The organism is Bradyrhizobium sp. Leaf396 (assembly GCF_001424605.1).
Lineage (GTDB): Bacteria > Pseudomonadota > Alphaproteobacteria > Rhizobiales > Xanthobacteraceae > Bradyrhizobium > Bradyrhizobium japonicum_C.
The window spans coordinates 200707-216670 of sequence record NZ_LMQJ01000023.1; the positions used below are offsets into that span (position 1 = coordinate 200707).

General features: G+C 63.5%; 11 protein-coding genes and 1 tRNA gene. 7 read left to right on the forward strand and 5 right to left on the reverse strand.

Going from position 1 to position 15964, the window contains the following annotated elements; translation table 11 throughout:
• Window positions 1-72: 72 nt before the first annotated feature.
• A complete protein-coding gene (locus ASG57_RS21140; RefSeq protein ID WP_024337374.1) occupies window positions 73-1869 on the reverse strand; it encodes an adenylate/guanylate cyclase domain-containing protein in 1797 nt (598 codons plus the stop codon).
• A gap of 218 nt (window positions 1870-2087) precedes the next feature.
• On the opposite strand from ASG57_RS21140, the gene ASG57_RS21145 reads away from it, so the two are divergent.
• Window positions 2088-2720, forward strand: a complete 633-nt coding sequence (locus ASG57_RS21145; RefSeq protein WP_024337375.1) for a LysE family translocator — start codon at window positions 2088-2090, stop codon at window positions 2718-2720.
• Between the two features lie 62 nt (window positions 2721-2782).
• Here ASG57_RS21145 and ASG57_RS21150 read toward each other — a convergent pair whose 3' ends face one another.
• On the reverse strand, window positions 2783-3535 hold the full coding sequence (locus ASG57_RS21150) for a sulfite exporter TauE/SafE family protein (protein WP_024337376.1): 753 nt from the start codon (window positions 3533-3535) through the stop codon (window positions 2783-2785).
• Window positions 3536-3624: 89 nt separating this feature from the next.
• On the opposite strand from ASG57_RS21150, the gene ASG57_RS21155 reads away from it, so the two are divergent.
• Complete coding sequence (locus tag ASG57_RS21155) at window positions 3625-4515, forward strand: LysR substrate-binding domain-containing protein (protein ID WP_057197312.1); 891 nt, start codon at window positions 3625-3627, stop codon at window positions 4513-4515.
• 226 nt (window positions 4516-4741) lie between these two features.
• Here the strand turns inward: ASG57_RS21155 and hisN are convergent, their stop codons facing one another.
• On the reverse strand, window positions 4742-5524 hold the full coding sequence (gene hisN / locus ASG57_RS21160; protein ID WP_057197314.1) for a histidinol-phosphatase: 783 nt from the start codon (window positions 5522-5524) through the stop codon (window positions 4742-4744).
• A 515-nt stretch (window positions 5525-6039) separates the two neighbouring features.
• The gene (locus ASG57_RS21165) at window positions 6040-6930 is read right to left on the reverse strand and encodes an N-formylglutamate amidohydrolase (protein WP_057197316.1); all 891 of its coding nucleotides are present in this window, start codon (window positions 6928-6930) and stop codon (window positions 6040-6042) included.
• Window positions 6931-7260: 330 nt separating this feature from the next.
• Here ASG57_RS21165 and cpdR point away from each other — a divergent pair, with 330 nt between their 5' ends.
• The 4 genes from cpdR (at window position 7261) to mdoH (ending at window position 11762) form a co-directional block, all read left to right on the forward strand.
• Window positions 7261-7620 (forward strand): cell cycle two-component system response regulator CpdR, encoded by a 360-nt coding sequence (gene cpdR, locus ASG57_RS21170; RefSeq protein WP_007597092.1) that lies wholly within the window; start codon window positions 7261-7263, stop codon window positions 7618-7620.
• A gap of 74 nt (window positions 7621-7694) precedes the next feature.
• A tRNA-Val gene (locus tag ASG57_RS21175) sits at window positions 7695-7769 on the forward strand.
• A gap of 382 nt (window positions 7770-8151) precedes the next feature.
• On the forward strand, window positions 8152-9657 hold the full coding sequence (locus ASG57_RS21180) for a glucan biosynthesis protein G (protein ID WP_057197318.1): 1506 nt from the start codon (window positions 8152-8154) through the stop codon (window positions 9655-9657).
• Window positions 9645-11762, forward strand: a complete 2118-nt coding sequence (gene mdoH / locus ASG57_RS21185) for a glucans biosynthesis glucosyltransferase MdoH (protein WP_057197319.1) — start codon at window positions 9645-9647, stop codon at window positions 11760-11762. The genes ASG57_RS21180 and mdoH overlap by 13 nt, the downstream gene beginning before the upstream one ends.
• A gap of 1006 nt (window positions 11763-12768) precedes the next feature.
• Here the strand turns inward: mdoH and ASG57_RS40075 are convergent.
• Window positions 12769-13266 (reverse strand): SH3 domain-containing protein, encoded by a 498-nt coding sequence (locus ASG57_RS40075; RefSeq protein WP_051160635.1) that lies wholly within the window; start codon window positions 13264-13266, stop codon window positions 12769-12771.
• A gap of 253 nt (window positions 13267-13519) precedes the next feature.
• Here ASG57_RS40075 and ASG57_RS21200 point away from each other — a divergent pair, with 253 nt between their 5' ends.
• Window positions 13520-15892 carry a lytic transglycosylase domain-containing protein gene (locus tag ASG57_RS21200; protein WP_230646533.1) on the forward strand — a complete coding sequence of 791 codons (2373 nt, stop codon included), beginning with the start codon at window positions 13520-13522 and terminating at the stop codon, window positions 15890-15892.
• The last annotated feature ends 72 nt before the right edge of the window (window positions 15893-15964 follow it).

Genomic DNA, 15964 nt, shown 5'->3' on the forward strand with positions numbered 1-15964 from the left:
GTGGCGGAGTTCACTTATCGCGGCAAGAGCAGGCGGCCGCCGATAGGGCGTGATGGACTCGCAGCCCGCCGTTCAGGACTCGGCGGCGCGTTTGAGGTCGCTCTGCAACAGGGTCAGCTTACTGAGCGGCACGCCGGCCTTCAGCAGCCCCTCGCGATAATGGGCGATGTCTTCGGGCCGCTTCCAATGGAAATTTCGCAGGTGCCGGTCGACGTTCAGCGACGGATAGTTTGCCATCAACACGCCGGCGGCTTCGCTCGCCTCGTCGCTTCGCCCAAGTTGCGCCAGCGCCGCGGCGCGGATCGCCAGCGCCTGCATGTGGTTCGGATTGATGTAGAGCTGCTCGCGGGCCCATGACAGGGTCGCGTCATATTGGCGCAACAAGTAGTGGCTGAACGCATTCAGCGCCGCCCATTGATAGCGCGGGTCGCTGTTGTCGCGCTGCGAGGCCATCGAGAACAGCTCGATCGCCTCTCGGTGCTCGCCGATCATGAAATGGCAGATGCCGAGCACGCCGCGTGCGCCATTGTCGTAGGGATTGAGCGCGACCGCGCGCTTTGCGGCATCCATCGCGGCCTCGTGATGTCCCTCCAGCGAATGGGCCCAGGACAGGATCGAGAACGCGAACGACGAGCGCGGATCGAGGCGCACGCTGGTTTCGGCGAGGTTCATCGCCTCGGCCCACATCTCCCGCGTGCCCTTGACCCAGCCGAACTGAATGCTCTGGATCTGGATCGTGCCCAGATAGGCATGCGCGATCGACAGTTTGGGATCGAGCCGGATGGCCTCGCGGAACAGGTCGACGGCGGCGGCCAGATCCTCCTTGGTCTGCCGGTAGTAATGCGACAGCCCCTTGAGGAAACGGTCCCAGGCGGAGACGTCGGTCGAGAGCCGCGCCGGCGCCGAAGCTTCGGCCCGCACGATTTCGGTGGCGATGGCGGCGGACAGGTTGGTGGTGATCTCGTCCTGCATCGCGAAGAGATCGCCGATGTCGCGGTCGTAGCGACCGGTCCAGAGCTGCTCACCCGTCTCCGGCGCGATCAGCTCGGCGGTGACGCGGATCTTGGCCCCGGCGCGCCGAACCGAGCCCTGGATCAGATAAGTGGCGTCGATCTCGCGCGCGATCAGTCGCGTGCTGGTGTTCTTGCCCTTGAAGATGAAGGTCGAGTTGCGGCTCAGCACGCGATAGAAGGATTGCAGCGACAGCGCGTGGATCAGGTCCTCGGTCAAGCCGTCGGAGAAATACTCGTCCTGTGCATCGCTGAGATTGGCGAAGGGCAGCACGCCGACGATCGCGGTGCGGTACTGCTGCGAGAGAGCGGACGCCTCTCTCAGCTCGGGAGCGAGCGCCGGCGCGCCCTCGGGCGTCCAGGTAAAGACCCCGATCGCATCCTTGATGTTCTTGAAGCGATGGTTGCCGGCATCGGTCAGCGGCATCGCCAGATGCTTGCTCGCCTCACCATAGGCTTTGGCCGAGATCGCGAACCCGCCGGGGCTCGCTACCGATTCCAGGCGGACGGCGATGTTGACGTCGTCGCCGAAGACCTCGTCCTCGTCGGCGATGACGTCGCCCATATGGATGCCGAGCCGGAACTGCATGGCGCGGTCGGCAGGCAGATGGCGGTTGCGCTCGGCCATCAGCGTCTGCATCGAGAGCGCCGCCTCGGTGGCGCCGACGATTGAGGCGAACTCGAGCAGGAAGCCGTCGCCGGTGTTCTTCACGACGCGACCGCCGTGATTGAGGATGATGGGGTGGATTGCTGCACGATGGGCCTTGAAGGCGGCATGCGTGCCGGCCTCGTCGCTGCCCATCATGCGCGAATAGCCGGCGACATCGGCGCAGACGATGGCGGCCAGACGTCTTTCCATATCGGCGAAGCTCCGAGGGATAGGAGACCGACCACGGCGTGGCGGTCGCCTTGAATCCCGCATTTCAAGAACCCTGCCTTTATAAAGCAGATGCGGCCGAGCGGAAGCACGATCCGCACTGCAATTTCGGGTAGATCTTGCGCGGCCGACGGTGGACGGGTCCGCGCGAACCGACTAAGTGGAACCAACACGCCCGGGCGGGTGGCGGAGGGTGGCGCATGCTGGGCATTCACGAAATCGGGCTTTTCGTCCTCTCGGGCGTGCTGCTCAACATCACGCCGGGGCCGGATTCGGTTTATGTGATCGGCCGCAGCATGCAGATGGGCTGGCGGGGCGGCGCCGCTGCTGCCTTGGGCATCAGTTGCGGCTGCTTTGTCCATGTCGCGGGCGCGGCGATCGGGCTTTCCGCGCTGCTGATGGCCTCGTCGACCGCCTTCTCGATCCTGAAGCTGGTCGGCGCGGCCTATCTCGTCGTCACCGGCCTCCAGATGCTGTGGTCGCGACCGGCCCTCGTTTCGGCCGTGGACGAGCCGGTGCGGAGCTCGTTGCGCCGGGTCTTCCTCCAGGGCGTCTTCACCAACGCGCTCAATCCCAAGGTCGCGCTGTTCTTCCTGGCCTTCCTGCCACAATTCGTCGCAGCCGATGCGCCGCACAAGCCGCTCGCCTTCCTGACGCTCGGCCTGATTTTCATCTTCACGGGCACGCTCTGGTGTCTGGTGCTCGCCGCCTCTGCGGCCAGGGCCGCCCACCGGCTGCGGCAGTCCGAGGGCGCGATCGCCTGGGTCAATCGCGCTCTCGGTGGGCTGTTCATCTATCTCGGAATCCGCGTCGCCATGCTGGAGGCGCGGTGAGCTCACCTGTCCCAGGGGGAGGAGGTGAATCGGGCGTCACACCTGGATCGAATTCCGGGCTCTCAGGCGAACTCCTGCGCCAGCGCGCTGCCCGCAAGATAGAGGCCGAGCAGAATCATCGCGATCAGGAACCAGCGGCGGAACGCTTCTGCCGGCATCCGCGCCCGCACCGATTGGCCGAGGAACATGCCGGCAAAGGCCATGGCGAGGCCAACGGCACCCGGCAGGGCATTGGCGGGCGTCAGCAAGCCAACGGCCGTAAGGTTGAAGGCGAGCGCCAGCGTTGCCGTCGTGAAGAACACGCCGAGCGCCTGCACCAGCTCGTCCTTTTCCATGCCGATCGCCTGCATGAAGGGCATTGAGGGGATCACCTGCACGCCTGTCGAGGCCGAGATCACGCCGGTGATAACGCCGACCACCCCGCCGACCCATTTCTCGTTCCGCGGTGAAACGTGGAAATGGAATTTGTTCAGGCCGATCACCGCGTAGATGACGAGCAGAATGCCGAGCACGATCGTGCCGTAGCGCGCATGCGGGCCGGTCAGTGCGCCGGCATTGAGCCAGCAGCCGACCACAGTGCCGATCATCAGCGGCCATAGCCGCCTCAGGATGTCCCGCAGGTAAGGACCGACGAAGGTCTGCCAGATGTTGGTGACGATGGCAGGCACGATCACGATCGCAATGGCGCGGCTGGGGGCCATGCTCACCGCGAGCAGGCCCATGGACACCGTCGGCAGGCCGAGGCCGATGACGCCCTTGACGAATCCCGCCAGCAGGAAGACGGCGGCGATCAGGATGAGGAGCGGGTCGATCATCTCAGCACATTGACGGAAGCTGCGCGCCGGCACAATCTGGAGGTTACGGAGAGAGCCTTCGCTGCAAACGAAGGCATGAAAGACCTCTTATGCGCTTCGACCTCGTCGATCTCCAGCTCTTCATCGCGGTCGCCGACCAGCGCAGCATCACCCGCGGCGCGGAGCGCTCGCACCTGGCGCTGGCCTCGGCCAGCGCGCGCATCAAGGGTCTCGAGGATGCGCTCGGCGTCGCGCTGCTCAAGCGCGGGCGCCGCGGCGTGGAGTTGACCGCCGCCGGCGAGAGCCTGCTCGATCATGCCAGGCTCGTCATCCACCAGATCGACGCCATGCGCGGCGATCTCGCCGGATTTGCCTCTGGTATGCGTGCCAGCGTGCATTTCCTCGCCAACACGTCGGGGCTGTCGGAGCATCTGCCGAAGGCGCTCGCCGGCTTCCTGCGCGCGCATCGCGACATCGCCGTCGACATCGAGGAGCGCGAGAGCACCGACATTGCGGCGGCGGTCACCGCCGGTGCGGCCGATCTCGGCTTCGCCGCCGAGCACGCGCTGCCCGATCATATCGAGCGCTTCGTCTTCAGCGAGGACCGCCTGACGCTGGTGACGTCGAAGCGCGGCCCCTTCGCCGACCGCCGCCGGATCGACTTTCAGGAGGCGGGAGCCTGCGACTTTGTCGGCCTGACAAGCGCCACCGCGCTCCAGATGCACATCTCGAGGCACGCGGCGCGGCTCGGTATGCGACTGCATGTCCGCGCCCGCCTGCGCGACTTCGACGCGATCTGCCAGATGGTTGCCGCCGATGTCGGCGTTGCTCTGGTGCCGGAAGCTGCCGCCCGTCGCTGCGCCAGGACCATGCCGCTCGCCATGGTCCGCCTGCGCGATGCGTTCGCCAACCGTCGACTCGTGATCTGTGCGCGGAGCTTCAAGGCGCTGCCAAAGCCGGCCAAGATGCTGGTGGAGCATTTGCGGGCAGAGGCGGTGTGAGCGAACCCTTACCCTCCCCTGGAGGGGGAGGGGCCATCGTGCGAAGCGTGAGCGGGGTGGGCTGACAGTCTCTCCATTGAGGCACTGCCTGTGTGGAGAGATCACCCCACCCCGCTTCACCTCTCGCTTCGCTCAAGGCGAAGCGCCCCCCTCCAGGCAGGGTAAGAACCACCTATTTCGCCGTCTCCCGCTCCCGCGTCGGTCATGCAAGCCCTCCGACCGCTCGCTACTGGTTCAAAAGCTTCAACGCTTCTTCGTGAACCCGCGCATCGCCGGCCGCGATGATGCGGCCGCCGCCCTGGGCCGGCTCGCCTTCCCATGTGGTGACGACGCCGCCGGCGCCGGTCACGATCGGGATCAGGGCCGCAATGTCGTAGGGTTTCAGCTCGGTCTCGACCACGAGATCGACGTGGCCGGCCGCCAGCATGCAATAGGAGTAGCAGTCGCCGCCATAGCGCGACAGCCGCGCAGCCCGCTCGATGCGGCCGAACACGGCGCGGTCGCTCTCGTTCATCAGCAGCGGGCTGGTGGTGTAGCTCGTTGCTTCAGACAGCGAAGCGCAGCGGCGAACCTGGAGCCGGCGCTCGCCGGACGGACCTTTGTAGTTGGCCGAACCGTTGTCGCCGGAAAAGCGCTCGCCGATGAAGGGCTGATGCATCATGCCGTACACCGGCGCGCCCTTGTGCAAAAGCGCGATCAGCGTGCCCCAGATCGGAAAGCCGCCGATGAAGGATTTGGTGCCGTCGATGGGGTCGAGCACCCAGACATAGTCTGCGTCCTCGCGCTCGTTGCCGAATTCCTCGCCCACGATGCCGTGCTGGGGGAAGCTTGCCTTGATCAGCCTGCGCATCACCGCCTCCGCGGCGCGGTCGGCCTCCGTCACCGGGTCGAAATCCCTGGTCTTGCTCTTGTCATCGATCGAGAGCGACGTGCGGAAGAACGGCAGGATGGTTTCGCCGGAGGCGGTGGCGAGCCGTCCGATGAAGGCGGAGAAATCGATCACCGTCACGGGAATCCTCGAAGCGAAAGTTGGATGAAGCTCGCCTTCTGCCTAGCTCAATTCGTCTCCGACGTGCAGCGCTGTCTTGATTTGCTCCCTGGTATTTTGGATGCCCGGAGCGACTGCTCGTTCGGTCATCCCGGGGCCAAAAATCGATCATAGAGTTGAAAGCTTAGTTCCGAGGTTGGGGCGCGCGCCCCCAAAACGGCTATCAACCCATTGAATTCCCTTATCAAAGAAACTGAATCTGGGTTTCCAAGGAAGCAAGTGAGCCATGTGCTAATTGCATGGGAAACGGCTCAAAAGCCCTTGCACTTTGTGCGGCGCGGCCGCATATTGTTGCGGTGCGGTAGCGCTTGGCGTTACCGCTGCCCTCCTTGGGCGTTTCCTCCCTAGACTTGGGCCGCTTGCGTCATTCGCGAGCGGCCCTTTTTTCTTGGGGCTCCGGTTTCATTCGGTGCGCGGAAACTTGCGAAGCGAAAGCGGGTTCGCGCTTCGCATGGGCAATACGAATGCAGCTTGCTCTATTCCGCCGCGGCTTGGAACGGGCCGAGATCGGCGAAGGGGATCGTGGTCGCCAGCACGTCGGCGAGGACACCGAAATCGGACGCCACTTGCGCGAAGCGCGCGCTTCGCTCGCGTCGCCGCTCATCCATGTAGATCGCGCGATTAAGCTCGAGCTGCACCGCGTGCAGACCGCTTGCGGGGTTGCCGTAATGTTCGGTGATGAAGCCGCCGGCATAGGGCTTGTTGCGGCCGATCGAATAGCCGAGCCCGGTCATGGTCTCCTCGACGCAATCGGGCAGCAGCGGCGTACAGCTCGTGCCATAGCGGTCGCCGATCACGACGTCGGGACGGCGCGGCTCGTCTCTGCTGACACCGACCGAGGGCATCGAGTGGCAATCGACCAGCACCACGGTGCCGAACATCTGATGAACCTTGTTGATCAACCGGCGCAGCGCGCGATGGTAGGGCTTGTAGAGCGTCTCGATCCGCCCCAGCGCTTCGTCGACCAGGATGCGGTCGCGGTAGATCTCCTGGCCATCGCCGACCACGCGCGGAATCGTGCCGAGGCCGCCGGCGACCCGCATCGAGCGGGTGTTGGCGAAGCTCGGCAGGCGGCCGGTGAACATGCGTGGGTCGAGCTCATACGGCTCGCGATTGACGTCGACATAGGAGCGGGGGAAGTTGACCCGCACCGTCGGAAAGCCTCGCTCGCTCAAATGGCCGATCAGCTCGTCCATAAACGAATCTTCCGAACGCCGCAGCGTCGGCAGGTCGATTCGCGAGGCCGCCAGGAATTCGTCCGGATAGGTTGAGCCGGAATGGGGCGAGTTGAAGATGACGGGCGCGCGCCATTGCGCGGGCTCCACGATCTCGAAGGCTGGCGACGTCTCGCCGTCAAACCGGGTCATCTTCTCAGGTTTCGTCCCTCGGGCCGGGATCTGGCAGGAGCCAGTTCGCATTGAGTTCGGCCGATCGAGCGGCTCTTATGTGTCGTCATTGTCCGGAATCGCAACCATTCTGCCAAGCGAAAAGATGTGACGGCGCGTTGGAACACCTCTTAACCGTGCCGACAGGGAGGCGGGATGGGCCAAGGCGGCTCGATTGATTCGAGCCGCTTTCCGGTTCAGAAGAGTGCGGCAGCGCAGCCGACTCAGGGTAAAGATTTTCACCCCAAATTTACCCTCTGTCGGGCTTAGTGATCTCTGCTGATATCCTCTGGGGATGCGACATTTCCTGCCATGCCAAAGATCCTGCTCGCCGAAGACGACAACGACATGCGCCGTTTCCTGGTCAAGGCGCTGGAAAACGCCGGTTTTCAGGTTTCGTCCCATGATAACGGCATGGCCGCCTATCAGCGGCTGCGAGAAGAGCCGTTCGAGATGCTGCTGACCGACATCGTGATGCCCGAGATGGACGGCATCGAGCTCGCCCGCCGGGCTTCGGAACTCGACCCTGACATCAAGATCATGTTCATTACCGGCTTCGCCGCGGTCGCCCTGAATTCGGATTCGGACGCCCCCAAGAACGCCAAGGTGCTGTCCAAGCCGGTGCATCTGCGCGAGCTGGTCAGCGAAGTGAACAAGATGCTGGCGGCCTGAATCAGGCCCCTTCCGTCCTTGCGCCGGCTCCCCTGAGCCGTTATAGGGACCCACCCGATCTTAGACGACCTCTAGGGCACGTAGCTCAGCGGGAGAGCACTACCTTGACATGGTAGGGGTCACAGGTTCGATCCCTGTCGTGCCCACCATCCTCTTCAACGATTTGGGCGCCCGGCGCCTGGGGCTGAAGAGGAGGTTTCTACAAGATTTCCACGAAGACTCATCTCGATGCGGGCTGCCCCCGTGCATCTAGCGCGCGGATTCCGCCGATCTGACAGCGCGCGGTAGCCGCGTCACGCGAAGCGCCTCTGTCGTCAACAGCGCGTTTCGGAGCCAAGACTCTCCGGGCTCTCCGGGGGGCGGTCAGATTTTCCGACCTGATGGAGGAAGCTGGCGGCTCTCAAGTTCCGTCCGTTTTGTGGTCCATCGCCGCTGCGCACTTCACCTCGCACCAGTAATGGCCGGACGGTGGAACTCGCGGGCGCCGCGGTCGTTGCTTGGCCGCGGCAGCAGGAGCGAGTAGGAGAGCACGTGAATCGACGCCAGCTTGTTCGAGGGTCGGCGTTGCTGCCGGCGCTGCTGCTCGCCTCGCGCGGGCGTTTCGCCGCGGCGTCAGACGACGCGTTCAGCCCGTCCACGGTGAGGGACTTGGCGCGGATGCTGGCGGGCAAACCGTACGAGGCGCCGGACGAGAAGCTCCCGAGCGCATTGAAGGATCTCGACTACGATAAGTATCGTTCGATCCGCTTCTTGCCCGAGCGCGCGCTCTGGCGCGGCAAGAATCTTCCATTCGAAGCGCAGTTCTTCCATCGCGGCTTCTTCTACAAGAACAGAGTGAACATCTTCGAGGTCGTGGACGGAAAGGCAACCGAGCTCAAGTACCGCAAGACAGACTTCTCGTTCGGCGAGAAGATTCCGGCGTTCGAGGACATCGATCTCGGCTTCGCCGGCTTTCGCATACACGCGCCCATGAACCGCCCCGACTATTACGACGAGGTCTGCGCCTTCCTCGGCGCGAGCTATTTTCGCGCCGTTGCCAAGGGGCAGACGTACGGGCTTTCAGCCCGCGGGCTCTCGATCGATACGGGCGAAAGCAAGGGCGAGGAATTTCCGCTCTTCAAGGCGTTCTGGCTCGAGCGGCCGGCGCCTGGTGCGTCCTCGCTGGTGATCCATGCTCTGCTCGACAGCAAGAGCTGCGCAGCGAGCTACCGGTTCACGGTGCGACCTGGGGACACGACGGTCTTCGACGTCGAAATGTCGGTCTACCCGCGCGTCGAAATGCAGCGGGCCGGGCTCGCGCCCATGACGAGCATGTTCTTCTATGGTCCGAACGACCGCAACGACATCGATGATTTTCGTCCGTCCGTCCACGATTCCGATGGCCTTGCGATCTTCAACGGAAAGGGCGAAAGCCTGTGGCGGCCGCTCAGCAATCCCCGCGACCTCCAGATCAGCACTTTCCAGGATCTCAATCCGCGCGGGTTCGGCTTGATGCAGCGGGAGAGAGACTTCTCCGTCTATCAGGACATCGAGTCCAGCTTCGAAAAACGCCCAAGTCTCTGGATGGAGCCGATCGGCGATTGGGGCGAGGGCGGGGTCATGCTGTTCGAGATCCCGACCAAGGAGGAAGTTCACGACAACATCGCTGCATTCTGGCGGCCTAAGGGCCCGCTGCAGGCCAAGGGCGAACACAACTACACCTACCGGCTGCATTGGGGGCCGGATAGTCCGAAGCCGCATTCGCTCGCCAGGTTCACGCGAAGCGGGATAGGTGCCAGGGGTGAGGACGCGCGCCTCTTCGTCCTTGATCTGCTGGGCGACAACCTGAAAGGCGTCGATCCGGCTGGCGTCAAAGGCGTGGTGACGGCCGAAAAGACCGAGGTGAAGAACATCGTCACGCAGCCCAATCCGTACACCGGTGGTTGGCGGCTGAGCTTCCAATGCCAGGTGAAGACCGAGCCGATCGAGCTGCGGGCCTTTCTGACCGCAGGTGACAAGCCCTTATCCGAAGTCTGGGTCTACCGATGGGCCCCGTGAGCCGCGCGCAGCGGCCGATCGCCGAAGACATCGCGGCCCAGCGCCTGCTGCCGGCGGAAGCTCCCCTTCCGATGGCTCCCGGCGACCTGGGAAAGAACCGGGTACGCGACCGGATTCCCGCGCCTGTCACCCCCGCAATGGCCTGGCGGCGCGGCCTCATCCTCCTCTCGACGGCGGCGCTCACGGGGGGCGGCGGGTATGAGATGTATCGCGTGCTGCAGGTCGGTGGCGTAACCGTCCTTGAAGCGATGGTGCTGGCGCTGTTCCTGGTGCTGCTCGCCTGGGTCGCCTTCTCGTTCGCCTCCGCGATGGCCGGCTTCTTTGTGCTGCTTGTCCATCGTCCGGGCGCCTTCGCACCAGACGGGGAGCTCCCTGCGATCGCAAGCCGCACCGCCATGCTGCTTCCTACCTACAACGAAGACCCACACCGATTGACGGCGCGGCTTCGGGCGATCATCGAATCCTTGGAGACGACCTCGCGCGGAAAGCTGTTCGACTGGTACGTTCTGAGCGACAGCACCGATCCGGACATCTGGGTCGCCGAAGAAAAGGCGGTGCTTGCGTTGCGACAGGCCGTTGGAACGCGGCTGTACTATCGCCACCGAGCAGACAATACGGCACGGAAAGCCGGGAACATCTCCGAGTGGATCACGCGATTCGGCGGCGTCTACGACTTCATGATCGTGCTCGACGCCGACAGTCTGATGAGCGGGCAGACGATCGTGAGATTGGTCCATGCCATGGAGAGCAATCCGAGCGCCGGCCTCGTTCAGACGCTCCCCATGGTCGTCAACGCGCGAAGTCTGTTCAGCCGGGTCCAGCAATTCGCTGGCCGCCTGTACGGCCCGATGATCGCCGCGGGCGTAGCCTGGTGGCACGGCTCGGAAGGCAATTACTGGGGCCACAATGCCATCATCCGGGTGAAGGCGTTTGCCGAAGCGGCAGCGCTGCCGCAACTCCGCGGACGTAAGCCGTTCGGCGGGCACATCCTCAGCCACGATTTCGTCGAGGCCGCGCTGATGCGGCGGGCAGGGTGGGGCATCTACATGCTGCCGACGCTCGGGGGCAGTTACGAAGAGGTGCCGCCCTCGCTGCTTGATTTCGCCGCGCGCGACCGACGCTGGTGCCAGGGCAATCTTCAGCATCTCGCAGTGGTGCCCGCGCGGGGGCTCCACTGGGTGTCACGTCTGCATTTCGTGGTGGGCATAGGGGCATATCTGACGGCTCCGCTGTGGCTCCTGTTCCTGCTGCTGGGGATGCTGATCTCGCTGCAGGCCCGCTTCGTGCGTCCGGAGTATTTTCCCAAGGGCTTCTCTTTGTTTCCGAGCTGGCCGGCCCAGGATCCCGTGCTCGCCATCTGGGTGTTCGCTGCAACGATGGGGCTGCTGTTGTTGCCGAAGCTGCTGAGCCTGATCCTTGTTTGGATGCGGGGCTCGGTACGACGCCAATTCGGCGGCGCATTGCGAGCCTCGGCCGGCCTTTTCGCAGAGATCGTCGTATCGGCGTTGATGGCGCCGGTGATGATGATCTTCCAGTCGATCGCGGTCGTCGAAATTCTTGCTGGCCGCGATGCGGGCTGGCAGACGCAAAGGCGCGACGACGGGACCGTGGAGCGCCGCGAGCTCTATCGCAAATACGGCGTTCCAACATTGTGCGGCGTTGTCATGGGGGCAAGCGCGTACGCCGTTTCGCTCCCCCTTCTGCTCTGGATGTCGCCTGTCATCGTTGGCCTGCTGTTCGCAGTTCCGATTGGCGCACTGAGCGCCAGGCCCGCGTCCGGCAAATTGTTCGTCACGCCCGAAGAGCGGGAGCCGCCTGCGGTGTTGCGACGAGCGAACGAATTGAGCGCGTCGGCCGATCTAGCGATCAAACCCGCGCTCGTGGAACTGCGCGGAGATGCCGCACTCCTGGCCTTCCACGTTGCGCAACTGCCGCCTCCTCGCGCCGCCCGGCCCGAGACCGTCGACACAAACCTGGCGGTCGGGCGCGCCAAGGTCGATGCCAGCGAGACTTTCGATCAGGCTGCGGCGCATCTGTCCTCCCGGGAGGTTTTTTCGATCTTGAACGATGGTTCGGCGCTCTCGGCCGTATTGGACAAGCGATGAACACGCGACGGGTGCGCCTCTAGGCGAGAGGCAGGTTGGTCCGGGTATTCGATGAGGCGGCGGCTCCCTAGCGCCACTCGTTTTTTCGCGACGGCATGATTGAACGGTTCAAAGACGGGCGTCGAAAAAGGTCGCACCGCTCTCCGAGTTGAGAATGCCCTCCTGCCTAAAAGCCGCGCACAACGCTAGCGTCTGCATCCCATCCCGGTTCTCACCATTTCTCGCTGCGCATGTAAGGGCTCATCTCGGAAATCAGTGTTGGATCGAATCCATTCCGATAGTCAGCCAGGCAACCTCTCTGAACGCAGCCTTCGATGGTGCGGGACGACGGATGGCTGCTCCACCACATCGCGATTGCCGCAATGAGGATGATGATGAGTTGAAGCTGGAACCTTTCCATTCCCATGCAAGCCTGAGTCCGAATTCGAGCAGCACCGATCCGTTCAACAGGAGAGCAATTCGTTGTGCGCTGATGAAGCGCTCTGGCCGGCAAGACAAGTGACGAATTGCCGCAAATCCGCTGACGACGCGCGTTTCTTGGTACGCTTCCGCGCCAACTAGACCACCAGAGGCTTACGCGAAGCGCTTCGGAAGAAAGGGAATGGGCTGCTGCTTGCAGCAGCCCATCGACGTGGTGCTTATCGACAAACGCGCACACGGGTCACGACGCGGTGGCCGTGAGGGCCGCGTCTTACGACGGTGCGCAGCTTGCACACCTTCCGAGAATGATATCGATGGTGACGGTGATAGCGGTGGTGATAGTGCGCTTGCACCAGCTCGGAAGCTACCGCAGGAGCAATCGGACGCGCCGGCGCCGCGTTGGCTGGAACCGAGAGTGTTCCGAAAGTGAGCAGGACGGCAATGGCGAGACCATGAGCGAGTTTCTTCATAAAGTTTCCTTACAAGATGCCCCATCTTCAGTGTTGCGTCAGCGGGTGAATACGAGATGAACGGCACCGTCGCGCAGAGCTGCGTTGCGCCGATCAGTCAAACGATCTTCCGCGCATCAATACACTTCGTCGGGATACACGCCCCACAGTCTGGTCTGCCGAACGTAGCCTGCGGAAGTCTCTGCTCGAACGTGACACCACACGCCGGCGCACGCATCTACGATGACGAGAACGCGCGGTTCAACGACGGCGTTGACCGCCGAGTCTGGCTTCGGATGCTTTCGAAGACGAACCGGCTTTGCGGCCGACCAGGGAGCAATCAACGCGGTCCTCCGGCCGGACAACAGTGCGCCCAGCATCCATCCCTCTTCGCCATCGGCATCGCGGATGCGCCGCCAGTTTCCGAACTCCGCGAGTATCTCCACGGGAAGATGGCGGCGAACGAAGGTCCATCGCAGCGGATAATCGATACCGGGTCCAGCGCGAACGTTGGCCGGCTTGCTCTTGACGGAGGCAAAACGGGGTATCGGAAGGCCGCTCCGTTGGACGCGCTCGGAACCAGACGCCGAGCCGACCAGGCTTCCGAGCAAGATCGCCGTCGCTGCTGCGCTCATCAATCTCTGCAACGACAGCTGCTTCCAAATGCTCCAATTCTCCGTATCTGATCGTCCCAACACCCTCGAAACCAAACCCTCTCCTGATGATAGTGCGACGCGCGCGGTGAGCGAGAGGACGTCCGCACTTCAGACGCAAGAACGCCCGCAGCTCCTCGACGCCTGCGCGAGCCGTTGCATACATCGTCGGAAGGGAGATTTGCGCCCGAGATTTGTACGGTAGAGGACCAAGCGCGAGATCGAATCAAGAGAGATGCTCGCTTCGTGCGGCGTAGTTAACCATCTCTCCCGGCTCGCCCAGTTTCTGCCGTCGTTCGTCGTTGCACTCGATCGTCTCGGCTCCTCACCGCCCAGGAAGAAGCTTATGCCGCCGATGTCGCGCAATCGGGTCATCTATATCCCGCTGCTTGTCCACATGATGCTATTGGCTGCCGGTTCGGTGGTTGTCTTCGCCTCCGAAGCGCACGGACATAAACCGTTAGCGGATCCACAGTCCGACTCTCGTACCTCAAGCTCAGAGCACGTGCCGTTCGCGCGGACCGAACCGTCTCCAGCACGGCGAGGGAGGTCCTTGCCACGTCAGAGCGCCTCGACGTCCGATGCTTCCGATGTGATTGGCCGATTGCTATCATCGAGGAAGGCGGCGCTCCCCTTGCCTCCCGCCGCGACGTCGCAGGACCATTCTCCCGATACGCGCTTCGTTCACCAGGAGACGGAGGCACGGTCGGTTACTGCGTTCGGCAACTTGAAAGAGACGATCCGTCTTGCCCGTCGCGGGAAGACGGGATTGGCGATCGAACGCAGCGGGGCAATTCGTGACCGCGCGAGCCGTAGACTGGCGGAGTGGGTGATCCTGCGTTCCGATGATGATGGGATCGACTTTCAACGCTACGCCTCGTTCGTCCGCGCCAATCCATCGTGGCCCAGCCTCGATCGTTTTCGGCGACGCGCAGAAGCCAGGCTCTGGTTCGAGCCGCACGAGCCCGGAACCGTGCTCATGTTCTTCTCCGAGCGGAAACCCTTGGGGGCCTTGGGCAAGCTCGCGCTTGCGCGAGCGTTGTCGGAGCGCGGCGATCAAGCCGCAGCCCGAAAATACGTCCGTTCCGCCTGGCACAACGGCCGCCTCTCCGCGCAGTCCGAGGCGCAAGTGCTGGCGCGCTTCGGACACCTGCTCTCGGCTGCCGATCACCGGGCTCGCATGGAATCACGTCTGTATGCGGACGACATCACGGGATCCCTGCGTGCGGCGAAGCGCCTCAGCGCAACCGACCGAGCGATCGTGAAAGCGCGGGCAGCCGTCATCCAAAATGCCAGCACCAGCGGTGCCTTGCTCGACGCGGTAGCATCGGCTGCAGGCGCTGAGCCTGCTTACCTCTTCACTCGTATCCAGTGGCTTCGCCGCAAGGACCGCATTGCGGAGGCCGCGCAACTGCTGCTTTCCGCCAAGCTTCGCGCATCCGTTTCCGACCATGCCGATGCATGGTGGGTCGAGCGCCGCATCCTGGTGCGTCGACTGCTCGATGACGGCAAGGCGCAGATAGCCTACCGAATCGCCCGCGATGCGGCCTCCCCCTCCAGGGAGAGTCTTCGCGTCGACCAGACATTCACTGCGGGATGGATCGCGCTGCGATTTCTGAATAACCCCCATCTGGCCACACAGCATTTCGCGCGTATCGCGAGGATGACGACCCATCCAACCTCGCTCGCACGCGCAGCGTACTGGCTCGGACGTGCTGCAGAGGCGGGCGGTGATCGGGAGAAGGCGCGCGGCCACTATGCCGCCGCATCGAGACGCACCGCAGCATATTACGGGCAGCTGGCAAGCGCCCGATTGGGCCGGCGCGACGTTTCATTGCCGCGACCGCCAAGCCTCGGTCCTAGAGAGCGCGCAAACCTGTCCAAACGCGATCTTGTTCGCGCAGTCGAACTGCTCTACGCGACTGGCAACAGCGATCTGGTGATCCCGTTCGTCGCCGACCTTGGCCGTACGGCCGACATTGGACTGCTGACGGTCATCGCCGAAGCCGTCGCCAAGAGGCGGGATGCGCGCGCTACCCTTGCGGTCGGCAAGGGCGCCCTTGCGCGTGGGTTTCCGCTGGATCTGTACGCGTTTCCCAATTTCGGCCTGCCCAACTATGCCTCGGTCGGCCCGAAGGCGGCTGCAAGTCTCGTCTACGCTGTGGCGCGGGCGGAAAGCGCCTTCGACAAGGGCGCGCAATCGCCGGCAAAAGCCTCGGGATTGATGCAGGTGACACCCGCAACAGGCCAAACGATCGCCCGCCGGCTGGGTATCGCATTTGAGCCCGGGCGGCTGCGAAGCGATCCAGCCTACAATGTACAACTCGGATCCGCCGAACTCGCAGATCTTCTCAAGACCTATGATGGGAACCACGTCCTCGTTCTGGTCGGCTACAACGCCGGGCGTGGGCGGGTCAAGCAATGGATCGCACGCTACGGCGATCCCCGAGATCCGACCGTTGACGTCATCGATTGGGTCGAGCGTATCCCTTTCACCGAGACGCGCATCTACGTGCAGCGTGTGATGGAGAACCTTCAGGCCTATCGGTCACGCTTCGACGAACGTGCGCCTCTGGGAATCGAGGCGGATATGCGGGGAGCTCACTAGGATGTTCCGGAGACGGCCGCATGCACAGGTGCGGACAGCCTTGCTGCGGCAGACATGCCGTTCCGCTCGGCT

Bases quoted from the DNA above. Each gene is read 5' to 3' on its own strand.
- ASG57_RS21140 (WP_024337374.1), bottom strand. From the start codon at position 1,869: ATGGAAAGACGTCTGGCCGCCATCGTCTGCGCCGATGTCGCCGGCTAT.
- ASG57_RS21145 (WP_024337375.1), top strand. From the start codon at position 2,088: ATGCTGGGCATTCACGAAATCGGGCTTTTCGTCCTCTCGGGCGTGCTG.
- ASG57_RS21150 (WP_024337376.1), bottom strand. From the start codon at position 3,535: ATGATCGACCCGCTCCTCATCCTGATCGCCGCCGTCTTCCTGCTGGCG.
- ASG57_RS21155 (WP_057197312.1), top strand. From the start codon at position 3,625: ATGCGCTTCGACCTCGTCGATCTCCAGCTCTTCATCGCGGTCGCCGAC.
- ASG57_RS21165 (WP_057197316.1), bottom strand. From the start codon at position 6,930: ATGACCCGGTTTGACGGCGAGACGTCGCCAGCCTTCGAGATCGTGGAG.
- cpdR (WP_007597092.1), top strand. From the start codon at position 7,261: ATGCCAAAGATCCTGCTCGCCGAAGACGACAACGACATGCGCCGTTTC.
- mdoH (WP_057197319.1), top strand. From the start codon at position 9,645: ATGGGCCCCGTGAGCCGCGCGCAGCGGCCGATCGCCGAAGACATCGCG.
- ASG57_RS40075 (WP_051160635.1), bottom strand. From the start codon at position 13,266: ATGAGCGCAGCAGCGACGGCGATCTTGCTCGGAAGCCTGGTCGGCTCG.
- ASG57_RS21200 (WP_230646533.1), top strand. From the start codon at position 13,520: ATGCTCGCTTCGTGCGGCGTAGTTAACCATCTCTCCCGGCTCGCCCAG.